Origin of the sequence: Solwaraspora sp. WMMD406, from assembly GCF_029626025.1 — a bacterium.
Lineage (GTDB): Bacteria > Actinomycetota > Actinomycetes > Mycobacteriales > Micromonosporaceae > Micromonospora_E.
Genome location: NZ_JARUBF010000002.1, coordinates 1 through 18,809, shown reverse-complemented (window position 1 = coordinate 18,809; position 18,809 = coordinate 1). Strand labels below are relative to the sequence as shown.

General features: G+C 70.8%; 17 protein-coding genes and 1 pseudogene. 13 read left to right on the top strand and 5 right to left on the bottom strand.

Annotated features, from left to right (window positions below):
- The first annotated feature begins 38 nt into the window (after positions 1 to 38).
- Both O7632_RS32025 and cydB read left to right on the top strand, forming a co-directional pair.
- Positions 39 to 1,463 (top strand): cytochrome ubiquinol oxidase subunit I, encoded by a 1,425-nt coding sequence (locus O7632_RS32025; protein WP_278116066.1) that lies wholly within the window; start codon positions 39 to 41, stop codon positions 1,461 to 1,463.
- A gap of 17 nt (positions 1,464 to 1,480) precedes the next feature.
- Complete coding sequence (gene cydB / locus O7632_RS32020) at positions 1,481 to 2,479, top strand: cytochrome d ubiquinol oxidase subunit II (RefSeq protein WP_278116065.1); 999 nt, start codon at positions 1,481 to 1,483, stop codon at positions 2,477 to 2,479.
- A 127-nt stretch (positions 2,480 to 2,606) separates the two neighbouring features.
- Here cydB and O7632_RS32015 read toward each other — a convergent pair whose 3' ends face one another.
- Together O7632_RS32015 and O7632_RS32010 are read right to left on the bottom strand one after the other, a co-directional pair.
- Entirely contained in the window at positions 2,607 to 3,353 is a 747-nt protein-coding gene (locus tag O7632_RS32015; RefSeq protein WP_278116062.1) for a hypothetical protein, read from the bottom strand.
- An 87-nt stretch (positions 3,354 to 3,440) separates the two neighbouring features.
- Positions 3,441 to 4,061: a patatin-like phospholipase family protein gene (locus O7632_RS32010; protein ID WP_278120658.1), complete on the bottom strand. Its 621-nt coding sequence runs from the start codon at positions 4,059 to 4,061 to the stop codon at positions 3,441 to 3,443.
- Between the two features lie 41 nt (positions 4,062 to 4,102).
- On the opposite strand from O7632_RS32010, the pseudogene O7632_RS32005 reads away from it, so the two are divergent.
- Positions 4,103 to 4,261: pseudogene (locus O7632_RS32005) on the top strand (CsbD family protein); the annotation flags it as partial.
- Between the two features lie 122 nt (positions 4,262 to 4,383).
- Here O7632_RS32005 and O7632_RS32000 read toward each other — a convergent pair.
- Positions 4,384 to 5,787, bottom strand: a complete 1,404-nt coding sequence (locus O7632_RS32000) for a lysine 2,3-aminomutase (RefSeq protein WP_278116179.1) — start codon at positions 5,785 to 5,787, stop codon at positions 4,384 to 4,386.
- Positions 5,788 to 6,000: 213 nt separating this feature from the next.
- On the opposite strand from O7632_RS32000, the gene O7632_RS31995 reads away from it, so the two are divergent.
- The 9 genes from O7632_RS31995 (at position 6,001) to O7632_RS31955 (ending at position 16,432) form a co-directional block, all read left to right on the top strand.
- A complete protein-coding gene (locus O7632_RS31995; RefSeq protein WP_278120185.1) occupies positions 6,001 to 7,038 on the top strand; it encodes a zinc-binding alcohol dehydrogenase in 1,038 nt (345 codons plus the stop codon).
- A gap of 5 nt (positions 7,039 to 7,043) precedes the next feature.
- Positions 7,044 to 8,699 carry an amidohydrolase family protein gene (locus O7632_RS31990; RefSeq protein WP_278116177.1) on the top strand — a complete coding sequence of 552 codons (1,656 nt, stop codon included), beginning with the start codon at positions 7,044 to 7,046 and terminating at the stop codon, positions 8,697 to 8,699.
- Complete coding sequence (locus O7632_RS31985; protein WP_278116175.1) at positions 8,699 to 10,291, top strand: lysine 5,6-aminomutase subunit alpha; 1,593 nt, start codon at positions 8,699 to 8,701, stop codon at positions 10,289 to 10,291. The genes O7632_RS31990 and O7632_RS31985 overlap by 1 nt, the downstream gene beginning before the upstream one ends.
- Positions 10,284 to 11,042, top strand: a complete 759-nt coding sequence (locus O7632_RS31980; RefSeq protein ID WP_278116173.1) for an OAM dimerization domain-containing protein — start codon at positions 10,284 to 10,286, stop codon at positions 11,040 to 11,042. The genes O7632_RS31985 and O7632_RS31980 overlap by 8 nt, the downstream gene beginning before the upstream one ends.
- Positions 11,039 to 11,437: a hotdog domain-containing protein gene (locus tag O7632_RS31975; RefSeq protein WP_278116171.1), complete on the top strand. Its 399-nt coding sequence runs from the start codon at positions 11,039 to 11,041 to the stop codon at positions 11,435 to 11,437. Before O7632_RS31980 ends, O7632_RS31975 begins: the two co-directional genes overlap by 4 nt.
- The gene (locus tag O7632_RS31970) at positions 11,434 to 12,792 is read left to right on the top strand and encodes a glutamate mutase L (protein WP_278116169.1); all 1,359 of its coding nucleotides are present in this window, start codon (positions 11,434 to 11,436) and stop codon (positions 12,790 to 12,792) included. The genes O7632_RS31975 and O7632_RS31970 overlap by 4 nt, the downstream gene beginning before the upstream one ends.
- A 733-nt stretch (positions 12,793 to 13,525) precedes the next feature.
- Positions 13,526 to 15,046, top strand: a complete 1,521-nt coding sequence (gene lnt / locus O7632_RS31965) for an apolipoprotein N-acyltransferase (RefSeq protein ID WP_278120183.1) — start codon at positions 13,526 to 13,528, stop codon at positions 15,044 to 15,046.
- Entirely contained in the window at positions 15,043 to 15,843 is an 801-nt protein-coding gene (locus O7632_RS31960; RefSeq protein ID WP_278116167.1) for a polyprenol monophosphomannose synthase, read from the top strand. The genes lnt and O7632_RS31960 overlap by 4 nt, the downstream gene beginning before the upstream one ends.
- 58 nt (positions 15,844 to 15,901) lie before the next feature.
- On the top strand, positions 15,902 to 16,432 hold the full coding sequence (locus O7632_RS31955) for an FxsA family protein (RefSeq protein ID WP_278116165.1): 531 nt from the start codon (positions 15,902 to 15,904) through the stop codon (positions 16,430 to 16,432).
- A gap of 169 nt (positions 16,433 to 16,601) precedes the next feature.
- Here the strand turns inward: O7632_RS31955 and O7632_RS31950 are convergent, their stop codons facing one another.
- Together O7632_RS31950 and O7632_RS31945 are read right to left on the bottom strand one after the other, a co-directional pair.
- Positions 16,602 to 16,943 carry an RNA polymerase-binding protein RbpA gene (locus tag O7632_RS31950; protein ID WP_123601539.1) on the bottom strand — a complete coding sequence of 114 codons (342 nt, stop codon included), beginning with the start codon at positions 16,941 to 16,943 and terminating at the stop codon, positions 16,602 to 16,604.
- A 218-nt stretch (positions 16,944 to 17,161) separates the two neighbouring features.
- The gene (locus O7632_RS31945) at positions 17,162 to 18,325 is read right to left on the bottom strand and encodes a hypothetical protein (RefSeq protein ID WP_278116163.1); all 1,164 of its coding nucleotides are present in this window, start codon (positions 18,323 to 18,325) and stop codon (positions 17,162 to 17,164) included.
- A 272-nt stretch (positions 18,326 to 18,597) separates the two neighbouring features.
- Here O7632_RS31945 and O7632_RS31940 point away from each other — a divergent pair.
- The coding region (locus O7632_RS31940) for a hypothetical protein (RefSeq protein ID WP_278120656.1) at positions 18,598 to 18,809 on the top strand (212 nt) is incomplete at its 3' end.

Below are 18,809 nucleotides of genomic sequence, written 5' to 3'. Positions count from 1 at the left end.
ATGTACTACGTCTCGTAGTATCTAGTTGGGGAGCCCGCGTGGACGCGCTCGACATAGCCCGCTGGCAGTTCGGTGTCACCACCGTCTACCACTTCCTGTTCGTCCCCCTCACCATCGGGCTGTCCCTGCTCGTCGCCATCCTGCAAACCGCCTGGCACCGCACCGGCGACGACCGCTACCTCAAACTCACCAAATTCTACGGAAAACTATTCCTCATCAACTTCGCCATGGGCATCGTCACCGGCATCGTGCAGGAATTCCAATTCGGCATGAACTGGAGCGACTACTCCCGCTTCGTCGGCGACATCTTCGGCGTACCCCTCGCCATCGAAGCCCTCCTCGCCTTCTTCCTCGAATCCACCTTCCTCGGACTCTGGATATTCGGCTGGGGGAGACTCCCCAAAGCACTCCACCTCGCCACCATCTGGCTCGCCTCGTTCGGCAGCATCATCAGCGCCTGGTTCATCCTCGCCGCCAACTCCTGGATGCAGAACCCCGTCGGCTACCGCATCAACCCCGACACCGGCCGCGCCGAACTCACCGACTTCATCGCCGTCCTCACCAACAAAGTCACCCTCATCACCTTCCCCCACACCCTCGCCGGCTGCTTCATGGTCGCCGGCGCCCTCATCCTCGCCGTCGCGCTCTGGCACCTCATCCGCCACCCCGACGGCCCCGACACCGCGGCCTTCCGCACCGCCACCAAACTCGGCGCCTGGACCACCATCGTCGCCACCGCCGCCGTCATCGGCACCGGCGACATCCAAGGCAAAATCATGACCCAGGTCCAACCCATGAAAATGGCCGCCGCCGAAGCCCTCTACACCACCGAAAGCCCCGCCTCGTTCTCCGTCGTCACCGTCGGCACCCTCGACGGCAGCCGCGAAATCTGGGCCTTCAAAATCCCGTACCTGCTCTCCTGGCTGGCCACCGGCGACCCCACCGGCGAAGTCCACGGCATCACCGACCTCCAAGCCCAATACGCCGCCCAGTACGGACCCGGCAGCTACACCCCGATCATCCCCGTCACCTACTGGAGCTTCCGCTTCATGATCGGATTCGGCCTCGCCGCCGCCGCCATCGCCCTCTGGGCCCTGTGGACCACCCGCCGCGGCCGCACCCCCACCGGCCGCTGGCTGCTGCGCGCCGGCCTCATCCTGCCCGTCCTGCCACTGCTGGCCAACAGCTTCGGCTGGATCTTCACCGAAATGGGCCGCCAACCCTGGATCGTCTTCGGTGAAATGCTCACCCGCGACGGCGTCAGCCGCAGCGTCTCCCTCACCGAAGTCCTCACCAGCTTCACCGCCTTCACCCTCATCTACGCCACCCTCGCCGCCATCGAAGTCAAACTCCTCATCCGCTACGCCAAAGCCGGCCTCCCCGACACCACACCCCAGCCCCCACCAGACGACCGCGACGACACCGACGCCAACTCAGCCCGGCCCCTCGCCGCCACCCACTGACCCACCGGAGACCCCTCGTGGAACTCACCACCGTCTGGTTCGGGCTCATCGCCGTCCTGTTCACCGGCTACTTCATCCTCGAAGGCTTCGACTTCGGCGTCGGCGTCCTCGCCCGCCTCATCGGCCGCACCGAACCCGAACGCCGCGCCGCCATCGCCACCATCGGCCCCGTCTGGGACGGCAACGAAGTCTGGCTCCTCACCGCCGGCGGCGCCATGTTCGCCGCCTTCCCCGAGTGGTACGCCACCCTCTTCTCCGGCTTCTACCTGCCCCTGCTGCTCATCCTCGTCGCCCTCATCCTGCGCGGCGTCGCCTTCGAATACCGCGACAAACGAGACGAACCCCACTGGCGCAACCGCTGGGACAACGCCATCTTCATCGGCTCACTGCTGCCCGCCATCCTCTGGGGCGTCGCCTTCGCCAACATCGTGCGCGGCGTACCCCTCGACGCCGACCACGAATACACCGGCACCCTGCTCACCCTGCTCAACCCGTACGCCCTGCTCGGCGGCACCACCACCACCGCCCTGTTCGTCACCCACGGCGCCGTGTTCCTCGCCCTCAAAACCACCGGCGACATCCGCGGCCGCGCCAACACCGTCGCCGGCTGGACCGGCATCGGCGCCGCCGCCCTCGCCGTCGCGTTCCTCACCTGGACCCTCACCATCCGCGCCAACCCCACCGCCGTCGGCCTCGCCGTCGCCGCCGCACTCGCCCTCGTCGCCGCCCTGGCCGCCAACCGGGTACGCCGCGAAGGCTGGGCCTTCACCGGCACCGCCACCGCCATCGGCCTCGCCGTCGCCGCCCTGTTCACCGCCCTGTTCCCGACCGTCCTACCCTCCACCAGCGACCCCGCCGGCACCCTCACCACCACCAACGCGGCCTCCACCACCTACACCCTCACGATCATGACCTGGGTCGCCGCCCTGCTCACCCCCGTCGTCCTGCTCTACCAGGGCTGGACCTACTGGGTCTTCCGCCGCCGCGTCAGCGTCACCGACCTCCCCACCCACTGACCGGCGAGACCACCCCACCGACCAGCGCCACCACACCCGCACACGTCGGATGCCCCGGGCAACCACCCGGGGCATCCGACGTCACACCGACCCACCAGCCGGGCCGAACCGACCCGACCACCACCGCTCACCCCACGTCACGCAACTCCGCCAACCGCGCCTCGATCTCCGCCAACTCCGAACGCAGCTTCTCCGCCTGCTGCTCCGCCTCCGCCCGCTCCGCCGACAGGATCTGCTCCACCGCCTCCTGCACCCCCGGCACATCCACCAACGCCACCATCCGCAACGCCTCCGCCGGCCGAATCACGTACGGCTTCGCCAACGCCTTGCTGCCCTGCGTCGCCGCCACCGTCCACTCGCCCTCGGCGTACGCCAACGTCACCGTCAACCCCGCCGGCGCCTTCGGCCGCGCCGCCTTCGACGCCCGCCGCGCCGGCTTGTCCACTGCGTCCACGTCCACCACCGACTCCTGTTCCCCGCGAACCCGCTGCTGACCACTCGACTCACGCCGCGCCGGCGACGACGCCACCAGCGGCGGCTCACCCAACTTGAACTCCGGCTCCACCACCGGCGGAGAATCCTCCTTCGGCGACCCCTCCCGCACCGGCTCCGCCCGACGCCCCGCACCACGCGGCGCCACCATCAGATCAGCGGGGGAGAAGGGCAACTCGTCACGGCCGAACCGCACCACCACCCACTCATCCGACACCGCCGGATCGAGCAACCCCACCACCTGACCCGTCTGCCCGGCGATCTGCCCCGCCGCCTCGGTGAACATCACCTTCGGCCGACGACCAGCAGCCACCGACTCCCGGATCACCTCCAACTCCTCACCCGTCAACCCACCAGCACCGGTACGCGCGGCAGCAGCCATCAGCACCCTCGACCTCTTCCGTACACCTGTTTGATTCCTGCCTTACTACCAGCCGCCGCCGACACCCTCGAAGCGACCCCCGACCGATCAGCCCGACGACCGGCCCGCAGCCTTCCACACCCGCCGCACCACGTCGGCCACCGCCAGACCCTGCCGACGACCGGCCCGCGCCGCACCCGGCCGCCGCGCCGGATCCAGCAACCGACGCCCGATCACCCGCCGCGCTGACCGATCCGGCGTCACCACCGCCACCGCACCCGAGCACAACCCCGCCACCTGCCGCGACACCGGCGGCAACCACCCCAGGCCCCACGTGATCGGCGCCAGCACCACCACCGACGAGAACCCGGCCGCCAGATCCGCGTTCGCCGCCGACCGCATCCCGCCGTCCATGAACCGCCGACCACCGATCGTCACCGGCGGCCACACACCGGGCACCGCGCAACTCGCCCCCACCGCGTCCACCAGGTCCACCGGGCCGCCATCCACCGGACCACCGTCGAACACCACGAACTCGCCGGTCACCGCGTCCACCGCCGTCACCCACAACGGACGATCCGGCCACGCCGACGCCGGCAACGCCGCCTCGAACACCGGTCGCCGCGCCGCCTCCGGCATCGTCGCCGCCGCCACCGCGTAGCGGCCGATCCGGGCCCGCGCCCGCCGCCCGTCCCGGCTGCACACCGCCGCCCACGCCAGCGCCGACACCGCCCGCACCCCCATCCGCTCCGACGACGAACAAGGCCGAGGAGCTCAAGGGCCAGGCCAAGGAGCGGTACGGCGCCGCCACCGACAACGAGCAGATGCGCGCCGAAGGTGCCGCCGAGGCGGGCAAGGCGCGTACCAAGCAGGCTGGCGAGCACGTCAAGGATGCCGGCCGCAACGCGAAGGACGCTCTGAACGGCTGACCGCTGCCGTCGACGCGGTGGCGTACGACAACGGACTGCGGCCCAGACACCGATGCGGTGTCTGGGCCGCAGTCCGTTGTGCCGCCCGCGCGCGGTGCGTCAGGTCGCTGCCGGCAGGGGCGTCAGGCGCGGGCGGCGCGGTGCTGTCGGCTCCACCAGTCCTGACCCGCCGCCGGTAGCGTGTCGATCGGGTCGTAGTAGGCGTAACGCCGGTCGAGTACGCCGTCGTCGGCGGTTTCGATCGAGGTCCGGTAGTTCTTGGTCCAGTACGAGATGCCGTGTTCCCGGTCGTACTCGGTGAGCATGTGCACCCAGCGTTTGCCGACGAACGGCACATCGCAGACGATCCGCGGGGTGGCGTAGCCGGGCAGGTAGCCCATCATGTCGTGTTGCAGCCGCTGGGCCGTCCAGACCGGGACCCGCCAGTGTTCGGCGTTGGGGATCATGTCGCAGAGGTAGAAGTAGTACGGCAGGATGCCGGCTTCGCCTTGGAGCGCGAAGCAGAGGTCGAGCAGGGCCGACGCGTCGGCGTTGACGCCACGCATGAGCACCCCTTGGTTGCGGACGTCGCGGACGCCGACGTCGAGGGCTGTCTGCGCGGCGCGGGCGACCAGGGGGGTGAGCGACTGTACGTGGTTGACGTGGGTGTGGATGGCCAGGTTGACGCCGTTGCGGGCGGCGGTGCGGGCGACTCGTTCCAGGCCGGCCACGACGTCGTGTTGCAGCCAGTGTTGCGGCAGACCCATCAACGCCTTGGTGGCGAGCCTGATGTCCCGGATGGTGTCGATGCTCAGCAGCCGCATGAGGTAGTCCTCGAGATGACGCCAGGGCAGGTTGGCCACGTCCCCGCCGGACACGACGACGTCGCGGACGCCGGGGTGTCGGCGGAGGTAGTCGATGTGCGCGTCGTAGCGGGCGACGGGTTTGAGGGTGAGCCGCAGCTTGTCGACGGTGGGGGTGGAGTTGCCGACCAGGTCCATCCGGGTGCAGTGCCCGCAGTACTGCGGGCAGGTGGCGAGCAGTTCGGCGAGGACCTTGGTGGGGTAACGGTGGGTGAGTCCCTCGGCGACCCACATGTCGTGTTCGTGCAGGGAGTCGCGGCTGGCGTACGGGTGGGACGGCCAATCGGTACGTCGGTCTGAGGCCAACGGCAGCATGTAGTGCCGGATGGGGTCGGCTCGCAGGGTGCCGGTGTCCGGTGCGGCGTCCGGCACCATCGTGTTGATCATCTGTGGCGTGATCAGCATCGACATGGTGGCGTGCCCCGTCTGGTCGGCCGCGAGGTCGGCGTAGAACCCGTCGTCGACGAGGTCGCCGAGCACAGCGTGTAGTTGGGCGGTGGTCTTGACGCAGTGTGCGCGTTGCCACTGGGCCGACTGCCACTCGTCGGCGGTCACGTCGCGCCATCCGGGTAGGCGTCGCCAGTCGGGTTCGGTGAGTTCCCGGCGGCGGTACTCGTAGGGCTGGTGCGGTGGCGGGGGTGCGATGCCGGCGCGGCTGGTGTCGGCCGGGATGGGCTGCGGCATGGCGACCTCCTGGTGGCCGGTGGCGGGGTGTGGTGCCGTCGGATGGTTGCTGCACTCCGAACGGTACTGGATAATCTCCTGTCTAGGAACTAGTCTGCCGTAAGTCTTCCTGTTCGATGAGACTATGACCGTGGTTATCGCTGCTGGTTGCCCGATGGTGTGGCGCCGGGATAGGAGGAGGTGCGCCGCGTGGCAGGGAACGCGTCCTCGCCGGTGGGTCTGCATCGGGTGATCGAGCCGGTCGGGGTGTTGCCGCAGGCGGCGTGGCGGCTGGACACCAGTCCTGACATCGCCGACGACGAGCTCCGGATCCGAGTGGAGCGTCTCAATCTGGACGCGGCGAGCTTCCGTCAGCTGCGCGACAAGCATGCCGGTGCCGGGGCGGCGGTCCGGGCCGAAGTACGGGAGATCATCGGCCGGCGCGGCAAGATGCACAATCCGGTCACCGGGTCCGGCGGGATGTTGATCGGCACGGTGGAGGCGGTGGGTCCGGCGGCGACGGCACCGGTGCGGGTGGGTGACCGGGTGGCGAGCCTGGTGTCGTTGACCTTGACTCCGTTGGCGGTCGACGACGACCTCGCCGGGTGGGACGGGCTCAGCGAGCAGGTGCCGTGTGCGGGTCATGCCATCTTGTTCGGGCGGACCGTGGTGGCGGCGCTGCCGGCGGACCTGCCGGACCGGTACGCGTTGGCGGTCCTGGACGTGTGTGGGGCTCCGGCGTTGACCGACCGGGTGGTCCGCGCGCAGCGGCCGGCGGACGCGCGGGCCGGGGTCCGGGTGGCGGTGCTGGGTGGTGCCGGTAAGAGCGGGGCGTTGGCGTTGGCTGCCGCCCGGCGGGCGGGTGCCGGCCGTACGGTCGGGGTGGTGCCGACCGTGGCGGAACGTGACCGGTTGGTGTCGGCGGGGTTGGTGTCGGCGGTGGTCGTCGCGGACGCCCGGGATCCGGTGGCGGTGTCCGCGGCCGTGCGGGAGGCGTTGGGGGCGGCCGCGGACGTGACGGTGGTCTGTGTGGATGTGCCGGGTTGTGAGCACGGGGCGGTGTTGGCGACGGCGGACGCCGGGACGGTGGTGTTCTTTTCGATGGCGACGAGTTTCGCGGCGGCGGCGCTGGGCGCGGAGGGCCTGGCGGCTGACGTGACGATGCTGGTGGGCAACGGCTATGTGCCGGGTCATGCGCGGATGGCGCTGGATTTGTTCGCCGCTGAGCCTGGCGTGCGGGGGTTGTTCGAGGCTCGGCTGGCGGCAGACTGATGACCATGACGACGAGTGGGCGTGGTGACGTGGCTGATCTGCCGGTGGTGCTGTACCGGGGTGGGCGGCTGTATTGTCCGGCGGTTCCGGGGGCGACGGCGTTGGTGGTGCGCGACGGGGTGATCTCCTGGGTGGGGGTGGACGCGGAGGCGCCGCCCGCTGATGTGGTGGTGGATCTGGATGGCGCGGTGGTGACGCCGGCGTTCGTGGACGCGCATGTGCACGCGACGGATACGGGGCTGGTGTTGTCGGGGTTGGATCTGTCCGGGGTGCGGTCGGCGGAGGAGTTGCTGGATCGGGTGGCGGGGTTCGCGGCGGGGTTGCCGACGGACGCGGTGGTGTTGGGTCATGGGTGGGACGAGTCGACGTGGCGGGTGCCGGTGCCGCCGGACGCGGGGCGGTTGTCGGCGGCGGCGGGTGGTCGGCGGGTGTATCTGTCGCAGGCGTCGATTCATTCGGCGTTGGTGTCGTCGGAGATGTTGGCGTTGGTGCCGCAGGTGGCGGCTGGCTCGGGGACCGGGGTGGAGGGTGTGGGTGCGTCGGGTGCGGTGGTCGGTTGGTTGCGGGAGGAAGCGCATCACGCGGTGCGGGCGGTGGCGTTGGGTTCGTTGAGCGCTGCGCAGCGGGTGGCGGCGCAGCGGGTGGCGTTGTCGGCCGCCGCCGGGTTGGGGATCGCGGCGGTGCACGAGTGTGGTGGTCCGGGGACGTCGTCGGAGGAGGACTTCGTCGGGGTGTTGCGGTTGTCCGGTGATGGTCTGCCGGAGGTGTACGGCTACTGGGGTGAGTTGATGGGGGTGGCGCGGGCCCGGGAGCTGGGGGCGGTGGGTGCGGGTGGTGATCTGTACGCGGACGGGGCGTTGGGGTCCCGGACGGCGTACGTGTCGGAGCCGTATGTCGATGGTGGGGGTTGTGGTTCGGCGTTTTTGGACGCGGGGCAGGTGGCGGCGCATCTGGTGGAGTGCGCGCGGCAGGGGGTGCAGGGCGGGTTTCACGCGATCGGGGACGCGGCGGTGGCGGCGGTGGTGGCGGGTTTCGGGTTGGCGGCGCGGGAGGTGGGGGTGGAGCGGTTGCGGGCGGGTCGGCATCGGGTGGAGCACGTGGAGTTGGTGGACAAGGCGTTGATCGCGGGGTTCGTGGAGTACGGGATTGTGGCGAGTGTGCAGCCGGCGTTCGACCGGTTGTGGGGTGGTCCTGGGCAGATGTACGCGGCGCGGTTGGGGGTGCGGCGGGCGTTGGCGTCGAATCCGTTCGGGGCGTTGCACGGGGTGGGGGTGGCGTTGGCGTTTGGTTCGGACGCGCCGGTGACGCCGTTGGATCCGTGGGGGTCGGTGCGGGCGGCGGTGTCGCATTTCCATCCGGGGTCGCGGTTGGGGGTGCGGGCGGCGTTCGCGGCGCATACCCGGGGTGGGTGGCGGGCGTTGGCGCCGGGGGTGGTGGACACGTCGCGGGAGGGTGTGTTGGCGCCGGGTGCGGCGGCGACGTTCGCGGTGTGGTCGGCTCCGGCGGGGGTGTCGCAGGGGTTGCCGGTGTTGGTGGCGGAGGAGCCGGAGTTGCGGGGGCCGGCGGATCCGACGCCGTTGCCGCGGTGTCTGCGGACGGTGTCGCGTGGCCGGGAGATTTTCGTGGCGGCGGGGTCGCCGATGGCGGGGGTGGGTGGGTGATGGGTGGGTTGTTGGGGTTGGACGCCGCTGTGGTGGGGCGGGCGCGGGAGTTGGCGGCCCGGGTCGGTGAGCCGGTGGTGGCGTTGGCGTGTTCGCACACGACGGTGTCGGTGGAGCGGGCGGTGTTGCGGTTGATGGGGGTGGTGGGGGCGGATGCGGAGGGGATTCCGTGGGTGAACCGGTTGGTGGATGTGGTTGCGGGGCAGGTGGGGTTGGCGCACGGGGTGGCGGTGCCGGTGTGTGACGCGTTGGTGCGGGCGGGGGTGTCGGGGGTGGATTCGGCGGCGGTGACGGGGTTGGCGCAGGAGGCGGCGGCGGGGGCGGTGCGGTTCAGGGTGCCGGTGGGGGTCGAGGCGGGGGTGGCGCGGCGGTTGGCGGGTGCGGTGGCGGCGGCGGGGGTGGCGCGGGTCGACCGGTGTCGGGCGGAGCGGGAGCGGTTGGTGGGGCGGTGGGGGGATCCGCCGGGGCGGCCGTGGATCTATCTGATCGTGGCGACCGGGGACATTTATGAGGATGTGGTGCAGGCGAAGGCGGCGGCGCGGGCTGGCGCGGATGTGATCGCGGTTATTCGGTCGACGGGTCAGTCGTTGTTGGATTACGTGCCGGAGGGGGCGACGCGGGAGGGGTTCGCGGGGACGTACGCGACGCAGGAGAATTTTCGGTTGATGCGGGCGGCGTTGGACGAGGTGTCCGCTGAGGTGGGGCGTTATGTGCGTTTGACGAATTACGCTTCGGGGTTGTGTATGCCGGAGATGGCGGTGTTGGCGGGGTTGGAGCGGTTGGACATGATGTTGAACGATTCGATGTACGGGATTTTGTTCCGGGATATCAATCCGATCAGGACGTTCGTGGATCAGCGTTTTTCCCGCCAGGTTCATGCGCGTGCGGGCATCATCATCAACACGGGCGAGGATAATTATCTGACGACCGCCGATGCGGTGGAGGCGGCGCACACGGTGACGGTGTCGCAGTTGTTGAACGAGTATTTCGCGGTGGAGGCCGGGTTGGCGGACTGGCAGTTGGGTCTGGGGCACGCGTTCGAGATTGATCCGGCTGTTCCGGAGTCGTTCCGGTTGGAGTTGGCGCATGCGTTGTTGGCGCGGGAGCTGTTTCCCAATGCCCCGTTGAAGTGGATGCCGCCAACGCGTCACATGACGGGTGACGTGTTTCGGGGAAATTTGTTGAACGGGTTTTTCAATCTGGCGGGGGTGTTGACCGGGCAGAGCATCTTGTTGGTGGGGATGATGACGGAGGCGGTGGCGACGCCGTGGCTCAGTGACCGGGACATCGCGCTGCAGAACGTGCGGTACGTGGTGGGTGCGGCGGGCGGATTGGCGGAGGATTTCGCGCCGGCTCCCGGTGGGTTCGTGCAGCGGCGGGCGGGGCGGGTGTTGGCGGAGGCGGTGGAGCTGTTGGAGCGGATCGCGGACGGGTCGTTGCTGGGGGCGATCGGGGATGGGACGTTCGGGGTGATGCGGCGTCCGGCGGACGGGGGGAAGGGGCGTGACGGGGTGGTGGCGCGTGCCGCGGATTATCTGAATCCGGTGGCGGATCTGTTGGAGTCCGGTGGTGTGGGGAGGTCCGATGGGTGAGGTGGTGCGCCCGTACGGGGATTCCAGCGGTGACGGGATGGTGCAGGTGTCGTTCACGTTGCCGGTGTCGTTCGACAAGCGTGCGGAGGGGGCGGCGGTGCAGTTGGCGCAGAAGATGGGGATCGATCCGGCGATGGTGGTGCACGCGACCGCTGTCGGGGACGGGTTCACGTTTTTCGTGGTGTATGGCCGGGTGAATCATCTGGTGGATCTGTCGGCGGTGCGGGTGGTGGAGCGGGACTATCCGTTGTTGAGCGCCCAGGAGGTGAACGCGGCGGTGCGGTCGGGTCTGGGGCGGAAGTTGGCGGTGGTCGGCGCGTGTATCGGCACGGATGCGCACACGGTCGGTATCGACGCGATCTTGAATGTGAAGGGTATCGCGGGTGAGAAGGGTCTGGAGTACTACCGGGAGTTCGCGGTGACGAATCTGGGGGCGCAGGTGACCGTGCCGGAGTTGGTGGAGGCGGCGGTGCGCCAGCGGGCGGACGCGGTGTTGGTGTCGCAGGTGGTGACGCAGCGGGACGCGCATCTGGTGAACGTTCGGGAGATGTCGGCGGCGTTCCGGGAGGCGGTGCCGGCGGCGCGGCGGCCGGTGTTGGTGGTGGGTGGTCCACGGTTCGACGAGTTGATGGCGGCGGAGTTGGGGGTGGATCGGATCTTCGGTCGGGGGACGACGCCTCGTGAGGTGGCGAGTTATCTGGCGTACGCGGTGGTGGACGTGGTGAGTCGTCGGGTGGGGGTGGCGGGGTGACCGGGTTGATCGGGTTGGCGGCGACGCATCGCCGGTACGTGCCGTACGGGCACGCGCATTACGCGGGTGGTTTGCTGGACGGGGCGTACGTGTTGGGGTTGTTCGGCGACGTGGCGACGGAGTTGTGTGTGCGCGGTGACGGTGACGAGGGGTTGTTCGCCGGGTACGAGCAGGTGCGGTTCGTGGCGCCGGTGCGGGCTGGGGACGTGGTGGCGGCGACCGGCACGGTGGTACGGGTGGGCAACCGTAGCCGGACGGTGCGGTTCGAGTGTGTGGTGGTGTGTCGGGGGCGACCGGACCGGGGGGTGTCGGCGGCGGAGGTGCTCGATCCGCCGTTGTTGGCGGTGTCGGCGGTGGGAACGGTGGTGGTGCCGGCGGCGGGTGGTGCCGGGTGAGTGTGGTGGTCTGCGCCGATGTGGGGTCGACGTTCACGAAGGTGGCGGTGGTCGATTCGGCTGACGGGATGTTGCGGGCGACGGCGGCGCATCCGACGACGGCGGCCACGGATGTGTGGGACGGGTTGGTGGCGGCGGTGTGGCGGGCGGGGGCGCGGGCCGGTGTCGACGTCGCCGCGGTGCCGTGGTTGGTGTGTTCGTCGGCGGGGGGTGGGCTTCGTCTGGCGGTGGTGGGCTACGAGGAGTTGGTGACGGCGCGGGCGGGGGCGCGGGTGGGGTTGTCGGCGGGTGCCCGGGTGGTGCGGGTGTCGGCGGGGTGGCTCGACGACGTCGAGGTGGCGCGGTTGCGGGCGGCGCGGCCGGAGGTGCTGCTGTTGGTGGGCGGTACGGACGGCGGGGACGTCGAGGTGTTGTTGCACAACGCCGGGTGGTTGGCCGGTTCGGGATTGGCGGTGCCGGTGGTGGTGGCCGGTAACGCCGACGGGGGTGCGCGGGCGGCGGAGGTGTTGGCGGAGGCGGGGGTGCCGGTGGCTGTGGCGGGCAATGTGTTGCCCCGGATCGGGGTGCTGGCGCCGGGGTCGGCGCGGGCGGCGGTGCGGGAGGTGTTCCTTCGGCGGGTGATCGGCGGTAAGGGGTTGTCGCGTGATGGCCGGTTCGCGGCGTCGGTGCGGGCGGCGACACCGGACGCGGTCCTGGCCGGGGTGGAGGTGTTGGCCGGGGTGACCGGCGCTGATCTGCTGGTGGTGGATGTGGGCGGGGCGACGACGGATGTGTATTCGGTGGTGGAGGCGGTGCCGTTGCCGGGGGCGGCGGAGCCGAGGCCGGTGGGGGAGGTCGCTGGTTGGTGGGGGCGGGCGCGGACGGTGGAGGGTGATCTGGGGGTGTGGTCGGGGGCGTCGGGGGTGGTCGCGGCGGCGGTGGCGGAGCGGTTGGTGACGGGACGTGAGGCGGACGGGTTGGCGGCTGCGGTCGCGGCGCGGGCCGCCGGCCAGGGGCGGGTGGCGGCGGGTGACGGGCCGCCGTCGGCGGTGGATCTGCGGTTGGCGCGGTTGGCGGCGCTGGTGGCGGTGCGGCGGCACGCGCGGGTCGAGGAGCGGGTGCCGGACAGTGGTCGGGATCTGCGCAGGGTGCGGTGGTTGGTGGGTTCCGGTGGGGTGTTGCGCGCGGCGGCGTCGGTGGACGCGGTGGGGGTGTTGGAGTCGGTGGCGGCGGATCGGGGCGGTGGGTGGCTGGTGCCCCGGGCGGCGGTGCCGGTGGTGGACGGGGAGTACGTGTTGGCTGCGGCCGGGTTGTTGGCGGCGGATCATCCGCGGGCGGCCAGGGGGTTGGTGGAGCGGTACCTGTTGCCGGGGTGAGCCGCGCCGGCATCCCGGTGGCCACCGGGATGCCGGCGGCGGGCGGCCGCTGGACGGTCCGACGCGCTGCCGTTCGGTCTGCTGCCGTTCGGTCTGCTGCGCGTGGGGACACGCCGGGCGACACGCCGTGGTGTGGTGTGTCGCCACGTCTCGGGTTGACAGCGGTGGGGGTGGGGCACGTACCGTCTTTGAGTCCTACCACGGGAAGCGGCTGTTGTTCGCTTCGTTTCTTCGTCCGCTGGCCGAGCGACGTTCTTGTCGCGGTGCGGGGTCCGCTGTTCGTGGGTTCGCCACGGTGGTGGTTCGCATCGGCCAGGTCCAGTGGGCGAGGGTCGGCGAGGCGGCGCGGACCGGCCGCGTCTTCCGGTGTTCGGGCAGAGGGTCGCGCGGGGCCAGTAGACAACGGTCCGCCGGGGGCAGCCAGTCCCCGGCTGGTCGGTCCGAAGGTCGCCGTGCGGGTCGTCTGCCGCACCGGCGGGGGAGGGGCCTGGGAGCACGGGGCGCGGCCAACCGGTCGCGCCCCGATTTTGTCTCGGCAGGCTGTGCGTCTTCGCGGTGGTGTGGCCGGGGCCGGTAGCCTTCGTCGAATGGATCCGGGGTGTCCGGATGCTGTTCGGGTACGGGTTGGGGACGGAACGTGACGATGGTGGACGTGGCCGAGGTGCCGCGGCGGGGTCGGGTGGTCGACGTCGTCGGTGGCGGTCGGCGGCCGTTGCCGTTGCCGTGGGCGGTCATGGCGTCGGTGGTGGCCGGTCTGGCGTTGCTGGGGGCTTTTCCGCCGTACGGGTGGTGGTGGTTGGCGCCGGTGGGGGTGGCGGCGTTGGCGGTGGCGGTGCACCGTCGGCGGCTGCGCGCGGGGGCGGGGTTGGGTTTCCTGGCGGGGGTGGTGTTCTTCGCGCCCCTGTTGAGTTGGACCAATCTGCATACCGGGAATCTGCCGTGGGTGTTGTTGTCGGGTTTGCAGGCGGCGTATCTGGCGGTGTTGGGGTCGGCGGCGGCGTGGGTGTCGGGGTTGGTGGACCGGGCGCGCTGGGTGGTGTGGCCGGTGGTGACGGGGCTGTTGTGGGTGGGGCAGGAGGCGTTGCGGGGGCGTACGCCGTTCGGTGGTTTCCCGTGGGGTCGGTTGGCGTTCAGCCAGGGTGACGCGCCGGTGTTGGCGGTGGCGTCGGTGGGTGGGGCGCCGTTGGTGACGTTTTTGGTGGCGGTGTCGGGTGGTGCGCTGGCGGCGGCGGTGTGGCGGCGTTGGCGGTGGGGTCGTGGTTTGGTGTCGGTGGCCGGGTTGGTGTCCGTGGCCGGGTTGGTGTCCGTGGTGGGGTTGCTGGTGCCGACGGGCGGTGGGTCGGCGGGCACGGTGACGGTGGCGATCGTGCAGGGCAACGTGCCGCGGATGGGGTTGGACTTCAACGCGCAGCGGCGCGCGGTGCTGGACAACCATGTGGCGGGTACGGTCGGGTTGGCGCGGCGGGTGGCGGCGGGTGAGGTGCCGGCGCCGGATCTGGTGGTGTGGCCGGAGAACGCCAGTGATGTCGATCCGTTGCGGGACGCGGCGGCGCGGGCGTCGATCGACGAGGCGGCGGAGGCGATCGGGGTGCCGATCCTGGTGGGCGCGTTGCTGCATGGTCCGCAGCCGGGTGAGGTGCGTAACGTGAGCCTGGTGTGGGAGCCGGGGGCGGGTCCGGACGTCGAGCAGGTGTACGTGAAGCGGCATCCGGTGCCGTTCGCGGAGTACGTGCCGTTGCGGCGGGTGGCGCGGATGGTCAGCGAGGAGGTCGACCGGGTTCGGTCGGATTTCGTGGCCGGTGACCGTCCGGGTGTGTTGCGGGTGGGTCCGGTGTCGGTCAGCGGGGTCATCTGTTTCGAGGTGGCGTACGACGGGTTGGTGCGGGACACGGTGACCGGCGGTGCCCAGTTGGTGGTGGTGCAGACGAACAACGCGACGTTCGACGCGGCCGAGGCCGGCCAGCAGTTGGCGATGGTGCGGGTGCGGGCGGTGGAGCACGGTCGCGCGGGTTTGATGGCCTCGACCGTTGGTGTATCGGCGTTTGTCGATCACAATGGGCGGGTGTCGCAGGCGACGCGGTTCAACACGGCGGCGGCTGTGGTCAGTGAGATGGACGTGGGCGCGACGCGTACGCTGGCGACTCGGTTGGGTTTCTGGCCTGAGATGGTGCTGGTGGTTCTCGCCGGCGCGGTCATGGTCGCGGCGGGGTGGTCGCGGCGGCGGGCGGTCGAATCGGATTCGGAGGCACGGTGAGCGGAGCGGCGTCGGCGGCTGGCGGTGCGCAGGGGTATCCCGGCGTGGGTCGTGTGCTGGTGGTCATTCCCACGTACAACGAGGCGGCGAACGTACGGGTGATCGTCGACCGGGTCCGGGCCGCGGTGCCGGCGGTCGACGTGCTGGTCGCCGACGACAACTCGCCGGACGGCACCGGGGCGGTGGCCGACGAGCTGGCGGCCGCCGACGGGCAGGTGCACGTGCTGCACCGGCCGGGCAAGCAGGGCCTGGGCGCGGCGTACGTGGCGGGGTTCGGGTGGGCGCGCGAGCACGGCTACGACGCCGTCGTGGAGATGGACGCCGATGGTTCGCACGCGCCGGAGCAGTTGCCGTCGTTGTTGGACGCGGCCCGTTCGGCTGATGTGGTCATCGGCTCGCGGTGGGTGCCCGGTGGTGAGGTGTTGAACTGGCCCCGGCACCGTTGGGTGTTGTCGCAGGGCGCGAACCTGTACACGCGGTTGGCGTTGGGGATGCCGGTGCGGGACGCGACGGGTGGGTACCGGGTCTACCGGCTGCCGGTCCTGGACAAGATCGACTACACGAGTGTGGCGTCGCAGGGTTACGCGTTCCAGGTGGAGTTGACGTGGCGGGCCTACCGGGAAGGGTTCCGGGTGGTGGAGGTGCCCATCACGTTCGCCGAGCGGGAGCAGGGCGCCAGCAAGATGAGCGCGTCGATCGTGCGTGAGGCGTTGTGGCGGGTGACGATGTGGGGGGTGCGGGCGCGGCGGGACGGGTTGGCCGGGCGGCGCGACACGTCGGCGGCGCGGTGGCCGTGACCGTGGGCCGTGTCATGCTGGACGGGTGACGCCATGACCGGATCGCGCGGGAGGTGACATGCGCCGAGGGTTGAAGGTGGTTCCGGTGGCGTTGGCCGCCGGTCTGGTGCTGGAGATCGTCGTCTTCGTGCTGCTGGCGCAGTGGATCGGCTATCTGTGGGCGTTGCTGTTGACGTTGGTGGCGTCGGTGGCCGGCATGGTGTTGCTGCGGCGGGAGGGGACGCGGGCCTGGCGGAGCTTCCGGGCGGCGGCCCAGGCCGGCCAGCCTCCTGGTGAGCAGGTCAGTGACGGGCTGCTGGGGTTGGCGGCGGGACTGTTGCTGGCGGCGCCCGGTCTGGTCAGTGGGGCGTTCGGCACGGTGCTCGCGGTGCCGCCGGTGCGGCGTCTGGTCCGCCGCCGGATTCAGGTGGCGGCGGAACGGCGGCTGTCGTCGGCGGCGGCTGGTGACATGTTCGGGCCCCGTCGGGTGCGAGTCTATCCGGGTACGCCGTCGGGGCCGTCTCCGGCGGGTGCCGCCGATGGTCCGTCGTCGCCGGCTGATCCGGGTCCCACCGTCGAGGGCGAGATCATTGATCCGGGTCGGCGCTGAGGGTCGCCGGCCGGTGACGCCAACGTTTCCGGCCACAAGGTCAGGTGTCGGTCCTGACGGGCGTTCGTCCGGTCGGTCCTGACCGGCGTCTCGGGGGTCCTGACGGCGATGCCTCCCGTCCGCCGGGTGGCCGGCGGACGGGAGGCATCGCTTGCTCGGTGCGGGTCGGTCAGACGCCGCCGCGCCGGTTACGGACTTCCTGGAGCCGCTCGGCCAGGATGTCTTCGAGTTCGGCGATGGACCGACGCTCCAGCAGCATGTCCCAGTGCGTACGTGGCGGCTTGGCCTTCTTCTGTTCGGGTTCGCTGCCGTCGACCAGCCGGGCGACACTGCCGTCGAACTTGCATTCCCAGGTCACCGGGACCTCCGCGTCGACAGCGAACGGCACCTCGAACTGGTGGCCTTTGGCGCAGAGGTACTCGCGGGTCTGGCGTGGCGCGAGCTCCGTGTTGCGGTCGGACTCGTAGCTGACTGCTCCCAGACGGCTTCCGCGCAGCATGCGCTCGCCCATGATCGGCTATCCCCTCGGTCGTGGTGCTGGTCTTCTGGTGTAACGATGTGTCCAGGTCAGGCGATTCCCGCCGCCTAACTTCGTGGCGTGGCCGGCGGGACGTGCCCGTGCGAGCGTATCCGGCCCTGGCGCGTGCCCGGCCGTGTCTCGGTCCGGTGGCACCTCCGCCACGCCTGATGAAACATCCCGTTAACAGAGTTTCCCACACCGTCCGCCGGTCACGTGCGATGTGGGTCACCGCCTGAAGGTGGGCCGAGGGTGGTATCAGGTTGCCGGGTCGAGTCGGCCGTCCCGCTCGCCGTCCGCTCGCCACCCGCTGGCTGGCGTGACGAGCTCAGCGCGGCGAGTGTCGCCGCGAGGTCGGTGACCTGGCGCAGCAGTTCGTCGGACCGGGCTTGCGCGTTGTCGCGTTGGGTGTGCGCGGTGGCGAGGCGGTCCGCGAGCTCGGCGGCGCGGCTTTCGCTGTCGGCGAGCTGACGCCGGGCTTGTTCGGCGGCGGCCCGGGCGGCGGTGACGTCCGCGAGCGCGGTGTCGCGATCCCGCGCTGCCTGGCGCGCCTGCCGCTGCCAGTGGGCGGCGTCGGCGCGGACCCGGTCGAGGTCGGCGCGGTCGCGTCGGGTCTGCTCGCCGGACCGCTGGATCTCGGCCCGCAGCTGGTCGATGTGGGCGGCGGTGTCGGCGGCGGCCCGGGTCGCGCGGTCGGCGGCGTCGCGGGCGGTGTCCCGTTCTCGGGTGAGGGTGTCGATGGTGCGCTGGTCGGCGTCGTGTCTGGCGCGGGCGGTGCGCAGCTCGTCGCGGGCGGCGTCGCGATCGGCGTCGGACTGCCGGCGTAGTGCGGCGTCGGCGGTGGCCTGGCGGCGAGCCTCGTCGCGGGCGGTGTTCGCGGCAGCCAGGGCGTGTCTTGCCTGTTCCGCTTCGGTGGTGGCCGTGGCGGCGTGGGCGTGGGCCGCCGTGGCGGCCTGGTCGGCGGTGTCGGCGGCCTGTCGGGCCCGGGCGGCGGCGTCGGCGGCCGTGTCGGCGGCGCGGCGGGCGTCGTCGCGTTCGGCGTGGGCGGCTGCGCAGACCGTGGCGGCCTCGGCGCGGATCTGCGCGATCTGTCGTTCCACTCCGGCGGGGGACAGCTCGGCGTGCAGCGTCTCGGTCAGGGTGCCGACCATTTGGTCGAGTCGGTCGACCAGTTCCCAACTACGGGCGACCTGTCCGGCCAGGCCCGGCGCGTCGCGGCGGCGCATCCGGTTGGCGCGCGAGGCGCGTTGGCAGGCCCCGTCGTTGTCGCGGCAGTACCGGAAGGGTCGGCCGGCGGCGGCCCGTTGCGGTACGGGTGCGCCGCAGTGCGCGCAGGGCCGGCTGGTGGTCTCGGTGTCCGGCGGTGGGGTGTCCATCGCCGCCGAAGTGTAGTTGTCGGCCTGATCCGGCCGGCCGCGGCGGTGCCCCGCACGACGGCTCTGCCGCGCCGGGTCAGGCCGCCCGGGTACGCCGCGGCAGGTACGGACCCGGCCGGTCGCCTTTCGCGGGTTCCCGGTCCAACCCCTCCACTAATTATCGGATTGCCGTTATCGGCAATCCGATAATTAGTGCCCGCCGGCGTCGTGTGGCGACATGACAACACCATGACAGTTATGCGGTTACAACACACGACCACTATGGTGTAGTGATGGGTCCTGACGAGGTGTTCTGCAGGAAATGCGGGGAGACAAAGCCCCGTGTCGCCTTCTACGACCAGCCGCACTCGACGTTGCCCCGCAGACCGTGCAAGGCCTGCATCCTGACGGACAAGCGCGCTCGCTACGCGGCCGGAGACGGTGACCGCGTCTCTCACGCGCAGGTGCTGCGCGAAAAGTACAACCTCACGTCCGCGCAGTACGA